Annotated in this window: 13 protein-coding genes; 12 read left to right on the top strand and 1 reads right to left on the bottom strand. The window is 65.2% G+C overall.

The window, feature by feature from the left end:
- Positions 1–11: 11 nt before the first annotated feature.
- The 10 genes from K309_RS0111255 (at position 12) to K309_RS0111300 (ending at position 11391) form a co-directional block, all read left to right on the top strand.
- Positions 12–731, top strand: coding sequence for an ABC transporter ATP-binding protein (locus tag K309_RS0111255; protein ID WP_029046504.1), 720 nt, complete (start codon positions 12–14; stop codon positions 729–731).
- Between the two features lie 84 nt (positions 732–815).
- On the top strand, positions 816–2024 hold the full coding sequence (locus K309_RS0111260; RefSeq protein ID WP_029046505.1) for an ABC transporter substrate-binding protein: 1209 nt from the start codon (positions 816–818) through the stop codon (positions 2022–2024).
- Positions 2025–2249: 225 nt separating this feature from the next.
- Positions 2250–3134: a branched-chain amino acid ABC transporter permease gene (locus K309_RS0111265; RefSeq protein ID WP_029046506.1), complete on the top strand. Its 885-nt coding sequence runs from the start codon at positions 2250–2252 to the stop codon at positions 3132–3134.
- Positions 3134–4177: a branched-chain amino acid ABC transporter permease gene (locus tag K309_RS0111270; RefSeq protein ID WP_029046507.1), complete on the top strand. Its 1044-nt coding sequence runs from the start codon at positions 3134–3136 to the stop codon at positions 4175–4177. Before K309_RS0111265 ends, K309_RS0111270 begins: the two co-directional genes overlap by 1 nt.
- Before the next feature lie 420 nt (positions 4178–4597).
- Positions 4598–5071: a hypothetical protein gene (locus K309_RS36395; protein ID WP_051320418.1), complete on the top strand. Its 474-nt coding sequence runs from the start codon at positions 4598–4600 to the stop codon at positions 5069–5071.
- A 57-nt stretch (positions 5072–5128) separates the two neighbouring features.
- Positions 5129–5887 (top strand): sulfite exporter TauE/SafE family protein, encoded by a 759-nt coding sequence (locus K309_RS0111280; RefSeq protein ID WP_029046509.1) that lies wholly within the window; start codon positions 5129–5131, stop codon positions 5885–5887.
- Positions 5888–6360: 473 nt separating this feature from the next.
- Positions 6361–7509 carry an ABC transporter substrate-binding protein gene (locus K309_RS0111285; RefSeq protein ID WP_029046510.1) on the top strand — a complete coding sequence of 383 codons (1149 nt, stop codon included), beginning with the start codon at positions 6361–6363 and terminating at the stop codon, positions 7507–7509.
- 216 nt (positions 7510–7725) lie between these two features.
- Positions 7726–8778 carry a branched-chain amino acid ABC transporter permease gene (locus K309_RS0111290; RefSeq protein ID WP_029046511.1) on the top strand — a complete coding sequence of 351 codons (1053 nt, stop codon included), beginning with the start codon at positions 7726–7728 and terminating at the stop codon, positions 8776–8778.
- A gap of 3 nt (positions 8779–8781) precedes the next feature.
- Positions 8782–10626: a branched-chain amino acid ABC transporter ATP-binding protein/permease gene (locus K309_RS0111295; protein WP_051320419.1), complete on the top strand. Its 1845-nt coding sequence runs from the start codon at positions 8782–8784 to the stop codon at positions 10624–10626.
- A gap of 21 nt (positions 10627–10647) precedes the next feature.
- Complete coding sequence (locus K309_RS0111300; protein WP_029046513.1) at positions 10648–11391, top strand: ABC transporter ATP-binding protein; 744 nt, start codon at positions 10648–10650, stop codon at positions 11389–11391.
- A gap of 255 nt (positions 11392–11646) precedes the next feature.
- On the opposite strand, the gene K309_RS0111305 is transcribed toward K309_RS0111300, so the two are convergent.
- On the bottom strand, positions 11647–12585 hold the full coding sequence (locus K309_RS0111305; protein WP_029046514.1) for a LysR substrate-binding domain-containing protein: 939 nt from the start codon (positions 12583–12585) through the stop codon (positions 11647–11649).
- Between the two features lie 181 nt (positions 12586–12766).
- Between K309_RS0111305 and K309_RS0111310 the strand changes: the two genes are divergently transcribed.
- Together K309_RS0111310 and K309_RS0111315 are read left to right on the top strand one after the other, a co-directional pair.
- Positions 12767–13759, top strand: a complete 993-nt coding sequence (locus K309_RS0111310) for a Bug family tripartite tricarboxylate transporter substrate binding protein (RefSeq protein ID WP_029046515.1) — start codon at positions 12767–12769, stop codon at positions 13757–13759.
- Between the two features lie 3 nt (positions 13760–13762).
- Positions 13763–14632, top strand: a complete 870-nt coding sequence (locus K309_RS0111315; protein ID WP_029046516.1) for an N-formylglutamate amidohydrolase — start codon at positions 13763–13765, stop codon at positions 14630–14632.
- Positions 14633–14794: the final 162 nt, after the last annotated feature.

Here is a 14794-nt window from a genome sequence, read left to right on the forward strand (position 1 = left end):
GGGACGATACGATGAGCACGAACAACACTCCCGCACTCGAAATCAAGGGCCTGCAGGCCTGGTACGGCGAATCGCACATCCTGCACGGCGTCGACCTCACCGTGAACCGCGGCGAAGTGGTGACGCTGCTGGGCCGCAACGGCGCCGGCCGCACCACTACGCTGCGCGCCATCATGGGCCTGACCGGCGCGCGCAAGGGCTCGATCAAGGTCAACGGCCACGAGACCATCGGCCTGCCGACGCACAAGATCGCGCACTACGGCATCGGCTATTGCCCCGAAGAGCGCGCGATCTTCTCCAGCCTGTCATGCGAGGAGAACCTGCTGCTGCCGCCGCAGCTCAAGGGTACGGACTCGGGCATGAGCGAGGCCGAGATCTATGACATGTTCCCCAACCTGAAGGAGCGCCGCCAGAGCCAGGGCACGCGTCTGTCGGGCGGCGAGCAGCAGATGTTGGCGGTGGCGCGCATCCTGCGCACCGGCGCCAACCTGCTGCTGCTCGACGAGATCTCGGAAGGGCTGGCGCCGGTGATCGTGCAGGCGCTGGCGCGCATGATCCGGATGCTCAAGCAGAAGGGGTACACGGTGGTGATGGTGGAGCAGAACTTCCGCTTCGCCGCGCCGCTGGCCGACCGCTTCTACGTGATGGAGCACGGCAGCATCGTCGAACGCTTCGATGCCAGCGAACTGCAGGCAAAGATGCCGGTGCTGCATGAATTGCTCGGGGTCTGATTCCGGGATCTGACCGATACCCGGATCGTTGATGTTTGGCAGGAACGGGTGGCGCATCGCCGCCGCAAATCAGGAGACATAGAGATGAAAAAGACTCGGCTCGCGGCCGCGATGGCGGCTATTGCCATGGGTGCGGTTTCGTTCGGCGCTGCCGCGCAGGTATCCGGCGACACCGTGAAGATCGGCTATATCACCGACATGTCGGGCCTGTATGCCGACATCGACGGCCCCGGCGGCCTGGAAGCCATCAAGATGGCGATCGAGGACCGCGGCGGCAAAGTGCTGGGCAAGCCCATCGAGATCGTTTCCGCCGACCACCAGAACAAGGCCGACATCGCCGCCTCCAAGGCGCGCGAATGGATGGACCAGCAGGGCCTGGACATGCTGCTGGGCGGCACCAACTCGGGCACCGCGCTGGCGATGAACAAGGTCGCGTCGGAGAAGAAGCGCGTCTATATCAACATCGGCGCCGGCACCGCGCGCCTGACCAACGAAGAGTGCTCGCCGTACACGGTGCACTACGCCTATGACACGGTGGCGCTGGCCAAGGGCACCGGCAGCGCGGTGGTCAAGCAGGGCGGCAAGTCGTGGTTCTTCCTGACCGCCGACTACGCCTTTGGCCACTCGCTGGAAAGCGACACCGCCGCAGTGGTGAAGGCCAGTGGCGGCACGGTGGCGGGGCAGGTGCGCCATCCGCTGTCTGCGTCGGACTTCTCGTCGTTCCTGCTGCAGGCGCAGTCGTCCAAGGCGCAGATCCTGGGCCTGGCCAACGCCGGCGGCGACACCATCAACGCGATCAAGGCGGCCAAGGAATTCGGCATCACCAAGACGATGAAGATCGCCGGCCTGCTGATGTTCATCAACGACATCCACAGCCTGGGTCTGAAGAACACCGAAGGCCTGCTGATGACCGACAGCTGGTACTGGGACATGAACGACGACACCCGCAAGTTCGCCAACCGCTTCTTCGGCAAGATGAAGAAGATGCCGAGCAGCCTGCAGGCGGCGGATTATTCGGCGGCCAGTACCTACCTGAAGGCGGTGGAAGCAGCCAAGACCGACGATCCGGACAAGGTCATGGCCGAGCTGAAGAAGATGAAGATCAACGACTTCTATACCAAGGGCTATATCCGCCAGGACGGCCGTGGCATCCACGACATGTACCTGATGCAGGTGAAGACCGCGGCCGAGTCGAAGAAGCCGTGGGATTACCTGAAGGTGGTGGCAACCATCCCGGGCGACCAGGCATTTACGACGGTGGCCGAGTCGAAGTGCGCGATGTTGAAGAAGTAAGATCCGTCGACACTGCGACGGTTTGCTCCCCTCTCCCGCTTGCGGGAGAGGGGCAGGGGGAGAGGGCCGGCGCTAGCAGGCGCGTGGCACAACCAAACTTCCGGCAGCGGTCCTGAGGCCCGCATGCGCCGGTTTTGAAGTCGGCAGCCTCTTGTGCGGTGGCCCTCTCTCCCAACCCTTCTCCCCCACGCGGGAGAGGGGAGACACAACCAGCAACGGATGCCCATGGACATCTTCGGAATTCCCCTGCCTGCCATGCTTTCCCAGCTGTTGCTGGGGCTGGTGAATGGCGCCTTCTATGCGATGCTGAGCCTGGGCCTGGCGGTCATCTTCGGCCTGCTCAACGTCATCAATTTCGCGCACGGCGCGCTCTTCATGCTGGGTGCGGTGCTGGCCTGGATGGGCATGGAGTACGCCGGGCTCAACTATTGGATCATGCTGCTGCTGTCGCCGCTGGTCGTCGCCGCCATCGGGGTGGTGATCGAGAAGACCATGCTGCGCTGGATCTACAAGCTCGACCACATCTACGGCTTGCTGCTGACGCTGGGCATCACGCTGGTGATCGAGGGCATCTTCCGCTCGGTCTACGGCGTTTCGGGCCTGCCGTACCAGACGCCCGACGCGCTGCAGGGGGCGACCGACCTCGGCTTCATGATCTTGCCGAACTATCGCGCCTGGGTCGTGGTGGCGTCGCTGGTGGTGTGCTTTGCCACCTGGTACGTGATCGAGAAGACCAAGCTGGGCGCCTACCTGCGCGCCGGCACCGAAAATCCCAAGATGGTCGAGGCCTTCGGCGTCAACGTGCCGCTGATGGTGACGCTGACCTACGGCTTCGGCGTAGCACTGGCTGCGTTTGCCGGGGTGCTGGCCGCGCCGGTGATCCAGATCTCGCCGCTGATGGGCCAGAACCTGATCATCATCGTGTTCGCGGTGGTGGTGATCGGCGGCATGGGTTCGATCATGGGTTCGATCCTCACCGGCCTGGGGCTGGGCGTGGTCGAGGGCCTGACCAAGGTGTTCTATCCTGAAGCATCGTCGACCGTGGTGTTCTTCATCATGGTGATCGTGCTGCTGCTGCGCCCGGCCGGGCTGTTCGGGAAGGAGAAGTGATGAGCGCACCAACCACATCATCGACGCAGCCGGTGGCTGCCAACGCGGGCCAGGCAGGAAAGGGACAGGGCGTGCAGAAGAAACTGTTATATGGATTGCTGCTGCTGGCGCTGATCGCCGCGCCGCTGGCGGGTGCCTATCCGGTATTCGTGCTCAAGGTGCTGTGCTTCGCGCTGTTTGCGTGCGCGTTCAACCTGCTGATCGGCTATACCGGGCTGCTGTCGTTCGGCCATGCCGCCTTCTTCGGCGGTGCCGGCTACGCGGCCGGCCATGCCATGAAGGCCTGGGGTGTGACGCCAGAGATCGGGCTGCTGCTGGGCACGGCCACCGGCGCGCTGATCGGCTATGTGGTCGGCTCGCTGGCGATCCGCCGCCAGGGCATCTACTTCTCGATGATCACGCTGGCGCTGGCGCAGATGCTGTTTTTTATCTGCCTGCAGGCGCCGTTCACCGGCGGCGAGGACGGGCTGCAGGGTATCCCGCGCGGCAAGCTGTTCGGCGTGCTGCCGCTGTCCGACGACCTGACGCTGTACTACGTGGCGCTGGTGATCATCGTCGCGGCCTTTGCGCTGATCGTGCGCACGGTGCATTCGCCGTTCGGCCAGATCCTGAAGGCAATCAAGGAGAACGAGCCGCGGGCGATCTCGCTGGGCTACGATGTCGACCGCTTCAAGCTGACCGCCTTCGTGCTGTCGGCGGCGCTGTCGGGGCTGGCCGGGTCGATCAAGGCGCTGGTGCTGGGCTTCGAGACGCTGACCGACGTGCACTGGTCGATGTCCGGCTCGGTGATCCTGATGACGCTGGTGGGCGGCCTGGGCACCTTGTCGGGCCCGATCGTCGGCGCCTTCGTCATCGTGGCGCTGGAGAACAAGCTGGGCGACATCGGCAGCTTCCTGGCCTCGGCCACCGGCCTGCAATGGTTCAACACGCTGGGCGAGTCGGTAACGATGGTGACCGGCGTGATCTTCGTGATCTGCGTGCTGACCTTCCGCCGTGGCATCATGGGCGAACTGCAGGCCCTGTTCAGCCGCAAACACGAGTGATCGTGGGGCGACATGCCCGATTCTGGGGCTAGGGTTTTTTCTAGCTTGTCCTCGGTGCACCGCTTCGTTACATTCCATATACGGTTTTCGCAGGTTAAATGGAGGCGGAAGCGAGGAGACGACAGGCGCGCACCCGGTGTCGGGTAGCAGCGTTATAAAATAAAGGGCGTTGCCGGGTGATCCTCGGCAACGCTTTTTTCATTGGTGCTTCGCCTCTCGGCAGCGAGTCTCAATGCCTCGTCTATGCCGTACTCGCCTCATTTCGGGGCATCCATGCCGGATCGGCATCACCCCGGTCCCCGCCACATGCGACAATGCAGGCGCTTTCCGTTGCCCGCCATGCCTGCTTATCCCCCTGATTCCCAAGACCCGCCGCTTCCGGACGGCCCGGCTTGTCCTGACGCCGCACCGCGGCGGCCCATGCCGCAGTTGTGGGTACGCGCGGGCCAAAGTGCCGATGGCGCCATGCTGGAGGCGTGGCTGGCAGGCGTGCAGCCGTTGCCTGTGCCAGCGGCCAGGGCGCGGCGGCTGATGCTGGACGAGCTGCTGGCGCAGTCAGGACGCGGGATCTGCCTGCTGGCCCATGGCGCCGCGCCGGACGATGTGCTGGCCTGCCTGCCGGTGGCACTGGTGCCAAGCCTGGAACTGGCCGGTCTCGCCGCCCTGGCCACGGAATGGTGGGTACGCCCCGGCCTTGATGCAGGCATGGCACGCGCCTGCCTGGACGCCAGCTGCGAGACGCTGGCCGAGTGGGGGCGCGCCCATGGCATCCGCCATGCGCTGCTCGCCCCGGCGCTGGCCGGCTCGCAAGGCGGCGCGCCGCCCGGCTTTGCCCCGCATGCCGGCGGCATGTGGCTGCGCAATCTTGTGCCGGCGGCCAAGGTGCTCGGCTGAGCCGGCGCTGGCTCACCCGTCTTTTTCCTCCGCTTTCCTTTCCCCGTTCCTGCAATGATGGAGTTCGCATTCCTGGCGGTTGCCGCCTTTCTCGCCGGCACGATCGACGCGGTCGCCGGCGGCGGCGGCCTGGTCCAGATCCCGGCACTGTTCTCCGCCTATCCCGGCATGGCGCCGGCAACGCTGCTGGGGACCAACAAGGTAGGCTCGATCGCCGGCACCGCCAACGCCGCGCTGCGCTACGGCCGCAGCGTGCGCATCTACTGGGGCGCGACCGCGCCAGCGGTGGTGGCGGCCTTTGTCTTCTCGATGGCCGGCGCGTGGGCGCTGACCATGATCCCGGCCGAGCCGATGCGCAAGGCGTTGCCGTTCATCCTGGTGACGCTGCTGGTGTATACGCTGGCCAAGAAGAACCTGGGTGCGGAGCATGCGCCGACGCTGAAAGGCGGCCGGGAACGGTTCGCGGCGTTGCTTGCCGGCGCGGTGCTCGGCTTCTACGACGGCGTGTTTGGTCCCGGCACCGGCAGCTTCCTGATGATCGTATTCGTGCGCGTGTTCGGCTACGATTTCCTGCATGCCGCGGCGTCGACCAAGCTGGTCAACCTTGCCACCAACCTGGCGGCGTTGCTGCTGCTCGCCAGCAAGGGCCATATCTGGTGGCAGCTGGGGCTGGTGATGGCAGTGGCCAATGTCGCCGGCAGCCAGGTCGGCAGCCGGCTGGCGCTGCGCCATGGCAGCGCGTTCGTGCGCAAGGTGTTTATCGTGGTGGTAAGCGCGCTGATCCTGAAGACGGCATGGGATGCCTTTGCGCGCTGAGCAACTGAGCACAGTCTTGATGCGGGTTAATCCTGCTTTTCGCGTCAAGTCGCTGTGATAGACTCGATTCGCATTCCCGACCGCACGGTCGGCGAATGACAGAAGCGCCAGGTCCGGGGGAAATGGGCCGGTTCGCCAGCGGCGAGCGGTTCTCGGCGTGGACGGGAAATGGGGAACGGTGTGTCATCGTTCCTGGCAGTAGCGCAGGTGCCGGCGATGTGCCTGCGCAGACCCGAGGGGTCGGCACAGGTCCACTGAACCGGATGAGATACGCACCCGCGGGGCTGCGCCTCAAGGCCGTATGCGTCGTTGCAAATGCTCGCAATAGCTTTGCTATTGCTGCGCTTTGCGCCTAGCCTACGACCTTGCTGCGCAGCGCCCTCGGGCGCGATTCATCCGGTTCAGTGAACCCGGGCATCCGCCGGTGGACGCCGGACGGATGCCTTTTCGTTTCAGGAACCGAAGGAGACAAGATGGATTTCAAGCGCGCCAGCCTGCTGGCAATCGCGGCGGCCTGCCTGGCTGCCGGCGCCGCCCAGGCACAGGTCAAGGTCGGGGTCACGGTGTCGGCAACCGGGCCGGCGGCTTCGCTGGGTATTCCGGAGAAGAACACCTTCACGCTGATGCCGAAGGAAGTCGCGGGCAAGAAGATCGAGTACATCGTCCTGGACGACGCTTCCGACACCACCACCGCGGTCAAGAACACCCGCAAGCTGATCAGCGAAGACAAGGTCGACGTGGTGGTCGGGTCCACCGTGACGCCGAATTCGCTGGCCATGGTCGACGTGGTCGCCGAGAACGATACGCCGATGATCACCATGGCTGCCTCGGCCCGCATCATCGAGCCGATGGATGCCAAGCGCGCCTGGATCTTCAAGACGCCGCAGAATGACTCGCACATGGCCACCGCGATTGCCGAGCACATGGGCAACAACAACGTGAAGACGGTGGCCTTCATCGGCTTCGCGGACGCCTATGGCGACAGCTGGGCGCAGGAATTCGCCAAGGTGGCGGAGATGCGCAAGATCAAGGTGGTCGCCAACGAGCGCTTTGCCCGCACCGACACCTCGGTGACCGGCCAGGTGCTGAAGATGATGAGCGCCAACGCCGACGCCGTGCTGATCGCAGGCTCGGGTACGCCCGCGGCGCTGCCCGCCAAGACGCTGAAGGAGCGTGGGTACAAGGGCAAGGTCTACCAGACTCACGGCGTTGCCAACGCCGACTTCCTGCGTGTGTGCGGCAAGGATTGCGAAGGCACGTTCCTGCCGGCCGGCCCGCTGCTGGTGGCGGAACAACTGCCCGACAGCAACCCGGTGAAGAAGCCGGCCATGGCCTACAAGACCGCCTACGAGAAGGCCTTCGGCGGCCAGGTTTCGACCTTCGGCGGCCATGCCTGGGATGCGGGCCTGATCCTGCAGCACGCCATCCCCGAGGCGCTCAAGAAGGGGCAGCCCGGCACCAAGGAATTCCGCAAGGCGCTGCGCGACGCCATGGAGCAGACCAGGAACCTGCCGGTGTCGCACGGCATCATGAACATGAGCACCACCGACCACCTCGGCTTTGACCAGCGCGCACGCGTGATGGTGCAGATCGTCGACGGCAAGTGGAAGCTGCTGAAATAAGCCGCCGCACTCACTTTCCCGAGTGACAGTGAAGCTGGGGTGAAGCAGGGCGCATGGGTGATGCCATGCGCTTTTTTTCTGCCTCACCGCCATACCTAGGGTTGCCGAGTATTTCCGCAATGGGCAACCCGTTTACCATTTCGTAAATCCCACCGCGCGCAGCACCCTGTCGGCCCCCTTCGAAGCAGGCAGGTATTTCAACGATACGGGGAGACAATGGACCTATCTATCGCCGCCATCCTGGCGCAGGACGGCATCACCTCGGGCGCGATCTACGCGCTGCTGGCACTGGCCCTGGTGCTGGTGTTCTCGGTGACGCGCGTCATCTTCATCCCGCAAGGGGAGTTCGTTGCCTACGGCGCGCTGACGCTGGCCGCGATGCAGGCCGGGCATGCGCCGCAGACCACCTGGCTGCTGCTGGCCATGGGCGCGCTGACGTTCGTCTATGAAACCGTGACCGTGCTGCGCAGCGCCGAGCTGCGGCGCACGCTGGGCCAGCGGCTGGCGGTGCTGGCCGGCAAGTACCTGGTGTTCCCGCTGGCGGTGCATTGGGTGGTCCAGCAATACGGCGCGCAGCCGCTGCCGATGCTGGCACAGATCGCGCTGACGCTGCTGGTCATCATCCCGCTCGGGCCGATGCTGTACCGCCTCGCTTACCAGCCGCTGGCCGAGGCCAGCACGCTGGTGCTGCTGATCGTATCGGTCGGGGTGCACTTTGCGCTGGTGGGACTGGGGCTGGTGATGTTCGGCGCCGAGGGCTCGCGCACCACGGCGTTCTCGGATGCGCGCTTCGAAGTGGGCGCGCTCAGCGTCTCGGGCCAAAGCCTTTGGGTGGTGGGCGTGTCGGCGCTGCTGATCGGCGCGCTGTACTTCTACTTCGAGCGCACGCTGCAGGGCAAGGCGCTGCGCGCGACCGCGGTGAACCGGCTGGGCGCGCGCCTGGTCGGGATCGGCACCACGCAGGCGGGGCGGCTGTCGTTCACGCTGGCTGCGGCACTGGGCGCGCTGTGCGGCGTCCTGATCGCGCCGCTGACCACGGTGTACTACGAGTCGGGCTTCCTGGTGGGCCTGAAGGGCTTTGTCGGCGCCATCGTCGGCGGGCTGGTGAGCTATCCGGTCGCAGCATTGGGTGCGCTGCTGGTGGGCCTGCTCGAATCCTATTCGTCCTTCTGGGCCAGTGCGTTCAAGGAGGTCATCGTCTTCACACTGATCATTCCGGTGCTGCTGTGGCGCTCGCTGACGAGCAAGCATGTCGAGGAGGAGGAATAAGCCATGACCATGCTGACCGACAAGCAAGCGGCGGCCGTGACCGGCGCCGAGGCCGGCAGCCGCGCGCGGCTGAACCGCAACCGGCTGCTGGTGCTCGCCTTCATCGTCGTGCTGGCGTTGCTGCCAGTGCTGCCGACACCTGAATTCTGGATCACGCTGGGCAACTACATCGGCCTGTACAGCATCGTCGCGATCGGGCTGGTGCTGCTGACCGGCGTGGGCGGCATGACATCGTTCGGACAGGCCGCGTTCGTGGGGCTGGGCGCGTACAGCACCGCATACCTGACCACGCAGTTCGGGCTGTCGCCGTGGTTCGGGCTGCTGGTGGGACTGGTGATCACGGTGGCCTCGGCCTATGTGATCGGGCTGATCACCATGCGCATGTCCGGCCATTACCTGCCGCTGGCGACCATCGCGTGGGGCCTGTCGCTGTTCTTCCTGTTCGGCAACCTGGAGTTCCTGGGCAAGTACGACGGCATCAACGGCATCCCGGTGCTGTCGTTCTTCGGCATCGAACTGCAGTCGGGCCGCTCGATGTTCTACCTGATCTGGGCGGTGGTGCTGCTGGCCGTGCTGGCGATGCAGAACCTGCTGAATTCGCGCCCGGGCCGCGCCATCCGCGCGCTCAAGGGCGGCGGCGTGATGGCCGAGGCGATGGGCGTCAATACCGCGTGGATGAAAGTGGTGATCTTCGTCGTGGCGGCAATCCTGGCGTGTGTGTCGGGTTTCCTCTACGCGCACCTGCAGCGCGCGGTGAACCCGACGCCGTTCGGCCTGAACTACGGCATCGAGTACCTGTTCATGGCAGTGGTCGGCGGCGTTGGCCACGTATGGGGCGCGGTATTGGGTGCCGGCATCCTGACCATCCTGAAGGACGTGCTGCAGGGCGTGCTGCCGAAGCTGCTCGGCGCCAATGGCAACTTCGAGATCATCGTCTTCGGCGTGCTGCTGGTGCTGTTGCTGCAGTATGCGCGCGATGGCATCTGGCCGTTCCTGCGCCGGCTGTTCCCGTCAGGCCCCGCGGTGCTCGCGCCGGCGCAGGCCGAAGCGCTGGCCGTGCGACGCAAGCCCGAGGCGGGCGAGCTGATCCTCGACGTGCGCGCCGCGCGCAAGGAGTTCGGGGGGCTGGTCGCGGTCAACGATGTCAGCTTCCAAGTGCGTGCCGGCGAAATCATCGGCCTGATCGGCCCCAACGGTGCCGGCAAGTCCACCACCTTCAACCTGGTGACGGGCGTGCTGCCGGTCACGCGTGGCGAGGTGCGCTATCGGGGCGAGGTAATCTCCGGGCTGCCGTCGCGCGAGATCGTCAAGCGCGGCATTGGCCGCACCTTCCAGCATGTGCACCTGCTGCCAACCATGACGGTGCTGGAGAACGTTGCCATCGGCGCGCACCTGCGCGGCGACTTCCGCGCGCAGGGCGGTGTCTCGGCGGCGATCCTGCGCATGAACAAGGCCGAGGAAGAGAAGCTGCTGTTCGAAGCGAAGCGGCAACTCGAACGCGTAGGCCTGGCCGACTGCATGTACATGGAAGCGGGCAGCCTGGCGCTGGGCCAGCAGCGCATCCTGGAGATCGCGCGCGCCCTCTGCTGCGACCCCGCGCTGCTGCTGCTCGACGAGCCGGCCGCTGGGCTGCGCTACAAGGAGAAGCAGGCGCTGGCGGACCTGCTGCGCAAGCTCAAGGGCGAAGGCATGAGCGTGCTGCTGGTCGAGCACGACATGGACTTCGTGATGAACCTGACCGACCGGCTGGTGGTGATGGAGTTCGGCACGCGCATCGCCGAGGGCGTGCCCGAGGAAGTGCAGAAGAACCCGGCGGTGCTGGAAGCCTACCTCGGTGGCGTGGAGTAACGGAGCGACAGAGAAAGCGACATGAGCCTGATTCTGGAAGTGAAGGACCTCCACGTCCGCTACGGCAAGGTGGAAGCGGTGCACGGCGCCAACCTGAAGGTGGAAGCCGGCAAGATCGTGACGGTGATCGGCCCGAATGGCGCCGGCAAGTCCACGATGCTCAATGCGATCATGGGGGCGCTGCCGGTCAATGGCTCGGCGAGCGGCGCGGTCAGCTATCTTGGCCACGACATGGCGGGCATCCCGGTGGAGGGCCGCGTCGCGCGCGGCATGTGCCTGGTGCCGGAGAAGCGCGAGCTGTTCGCATCGATGACGGTGGAGGACAACCTGTTGCTCGGCGCGTTCCGCCGCAAGCGTGCCGGCGAGAAGAACTACCTGGACCAGATGGATGTGGTCTACGACTTGTTCCCGCGCCTGCGCGAGCGTGCGCGCCAGGATGCCGGGACGCTGTCAGGCGGCGAGCGCCAGATGCTGGCGGTGGGCCGGGCATTGATGGCCAAGCCGCAACTGCTGATGCTGGACGAGCCCAGCCTCGGGCTGGCGCCGCTGATCGTCAGGGAGATCTTCCACATCATCAGCAACCTGCGCCAGACCGGCGTGGCCACGCTGCTGATCGAGCAGAACGCGCGGGCGGCGCTGCAGGTGGCGGACTACGGCTATGTGATCGAGACCGGGGATATGTCGATGGAGGGGCCGGCAGGCGATCTGGCGGCCAACCCAAAAGTGATTGAAACGTATCTTGGATTGGCGAAAAAGGCCGCTTAATCCATAAGGATGATAGCCAGACGAATGAGGGCTCGCCTAGGCGAGCCCTTTTTCATTTCTCGTGTGAATAACTTTGGGGATAAGTGGTTTTGGAGGCCTGTTTTTGGGTGCCCGGTGGAGCAGCGCTGGATTGGGTACGTTTGAATTCAAGTGATGAATAAAAGAATTTAAAAATTTTGCATTGATATTCACCTGAAAGATGTCGCTGCTAAATTTATTCGTTGAATGAATTTACTACCATCTGTCGACCTGTATTCAGTTCTCAGGTGAATGTTTTTGAGTGTCCTGGATAGCTTCTTGCTGCGCGGTCTCCAACAGCCAATCGCGAAACCGGTTTAACGCCGGATGGTCACGGCGCTCACGCGGTGCGCACAAGAAATAGCCCCGTTGCAGCGAAATCGGCAAATCAAACGGCGCAAAAACACGTCCCGCAGCAATTTCGTCTCTGACGAGGCATCGCTGCAACACCGCGACCCCCATGTCGGCGCGAACAGCCTGGATCAGGATCGACACCTGGTCGAACGCTGTGGATAACATCGGCGCAGCGGTGGGTACGCCGGCCGCTCGCAGCCAGTTCTGCCAGTTGGCCGGCGCTGAGGTGTGATAGAGCAGGGGCTCCTGCAACAACTCCGCCGGCGTCTGCCAGCGGCCGGCCTCGCGGCGAGCGCGGGCGCGGTCCGGATGGCAGACCGGCACCATTTCACGCCCGATCACGTAGTCGGCCTGCAGGCCCGGCCACTTGTCCGCCTCGCCCGCCAGGATGGCGGCGTCGGGTGTGGCGCCGGAGAGATCCTCATCTCGCTGGTAGGGAACGAAGTCGAGATGGATTTCCGGATGGCGCCGATGAAAGTCCGGCAGGCGCGGCACCAGCCATACGCTGGCCAGCGTCGGCACGACCGACAGCGTCAGGCGGTGGCGGCGGTCGCCAGCGAGCAGGGCCGCGCTGGCGTTCTCGATCGCGGCCAGCGGTTCGGCCACGGCATCGAGCAATTTCCGGCCGGCATCGGTCAACACGAGCCGATGTGCATTGCGCTGGAGGAGCGGCTGGCCGAAGTGTTCCTCCAGCCGGGCGATCGCCCGACTGATCGCACCCTGGGTGACGCACAGCGTGTCCGCGGCACGGGTGAAGCTGCCCAGCTTTGCCGCGGCGGCAAAGGCATGCAACTCGGACATCGACGGGGAACGCAGCCGCATGGCGCAGGTACAGCGTAGAAGAGGGGAAGGGGCAGAACCTGCGGCGCGCCACAGTGCTTTGACCGGGCGCGGACAGGATGATCTTTGGTAATGCAAACGTGCAATATAGTCGTTTGTGGGCAACCGGTAAACGCCCGACACTCGCTCGGTTCCTTCGCATAAAACAACAGGAGAAAGCCTCATGAACCGAGCCACGATGACGCGCCGCCAACTGATGCTGTCGGGCGCCGCAGCCGCCACGCTGGTGTTCGCCGGCAGCGCCTTCGCGCAGGCCAACTATCCGACCCGCCCGATCCGTTTGATCGTGCCCTTTGCCGCAGGCGGTTCGACGGACCTGTCGGCGCGCCTGGTGGCCGAATTCGCCGGCCGCGAGCTGGGCCAGTCCATCGTGGTCGAGAACAAGGGCGGCGCCGGCGGTTCGCTTGGCATGGAGCAGGTGGCCGGCTCGGCGCCGGACGGCTACACCATCGGCATGGCCACGGTCAGCACGCACGGCTCCAACCCGGCTGTGTACCCGAGGCTGAAGTACGACCCGATCAAGGACTTCGCGCCGGTGACCAATGTGGTCGCCATTCCCAGCGTGTTTGCCGTGCACCCGAGCGTGCCGGCCAAGACCATGCAGGAGTTCATCGCGCTGGCCAGGGCCAACCCGGGCAAGTACAGCTTTGCCTCGCCGGGTGCCGGCTCGCTCGGCCACGTCAACATCGAGAACTTCATGATGCTGGCCAAGATCGACCTGCTGCACGTGCCGTACAAGGGTGCGGGCCTGGCGCTGAATGACGCCGTGGCAGGGCAGGTCAATGCCATCACCGACAACCTGTCGTCGACGCTGCCCCACGTGAAATCGGGCAAGCTGCGCGCGCTGGCAGTGCTGGGCGCGTCGCGCTCGGCACAGCTGCCGAACGTGCCGACGTATGCCGAGCTGGGCTTCAAGGACATGGGCGAAGGGGGCTGGTTCGGCATCGTTGCTCCGGCCGGGACGCCGCCGGCGATCATCGCCAAGCTGAACCAGGCCATCCACAAGGCGATGCAGAGCCCCGAGTTCAGGCGCAAGGTGGACGAGTCCGGCGGCACGCTGGTGCCGACCACGCCGGAGCAGTTCAAGGCGCAGATCCAGCAAGCGATGGCGCGCTATGCTCGCGTGGCCAAGGCCGCCGAGATCAAGCTGGACTGAAGCATGGCTGAAGCGAATAACCAGGGCGCGCTGCCGCCGGTCATCGTGCGGCTGCCGGAAGGGGAGGCGCTGCCGCTGGTCTGCGACTCGCCGCATAGCGGCACCGCGTACCCGGAGGATTTCGGCGCGGCGATCCCGACTGCGCGGCTGCGCGGCGGCGAAGACACGCACGTCGATGCGCTGTGGGCCGCGGTGCCGGCCGTCGGCGGCACGCTGTTGGCAGCGACGTTTCCACGGGTCTATATCGACCCGAACCGGATGGCCGACGATATCGATCCGGACCAGCTGGACGGCCCATGGCCCACGGCGCTGGCGCCGGGGCCGAAGACCAGGCTGGGCTTCGGCCTGGTCTGGAGCCGGGTCGACGCGAACACGCCGATCTACGATCGGCGCCTGCCGGTGGCGGAAGTGCAGGGGCGGCTGGACCGCTACTACCATCCGTACCACGCGGCGCTCGCCGAGGCCGTGGAGGGCGCATACCGACGCTTTGGAGCGGTCTGGCATCTGAACCTGCACTCGATGCCGAACAACGCTTACGAGCGCCTGAAGATCGACAGCGAGCACCCGCTGGCGGACTTCGTGCTGGGAGACCGGGACGGTACCACCTGCGAGCCGGGACTGGTCGACTTGGTGGAACGCGAATTGCGCGGCATGGGCTACACGGTGGCGCGCAACGACCCGTACAAGGGCGTCCAGTTGATCGCCCAGATCGGGCGGCCAACCGAGCGGCGCAGCAGCCTGCAGATCGAGATCCGCCGGCCGCTCTATATGGACGAGGCGACGCGGGAGCGGAATGCCGGGTTCGATACCTTGCAGCGCGACCTTGGCAAGGTGACGGGGCAGGTGGCCGCGTATATCCGCGCCAGCCTTTGAGCAGTTCGTTCCACGTGAAACATTGGCCGGGCCTTGTGCCCGGCCTTTTTGTTTCACGTGGAACATTGCGGCAGACGTCGCTTGCCGGCCACGGCCAGGTAGCGTCCGCGCCATGTTTCACGTGAAACATGTTGGCAGCCGAAAAGCCACCAGTCGAATGCC

Origin of the sequence: Cupriavidus phytohabitans (assembly GCF_000426345.1) — a bacterium.
Lineage (GTDB): Bacteria > Pseudomonadota > Gammaproteobacteria > Burkholderiales > Burkholderiaceae > Cupriavidus.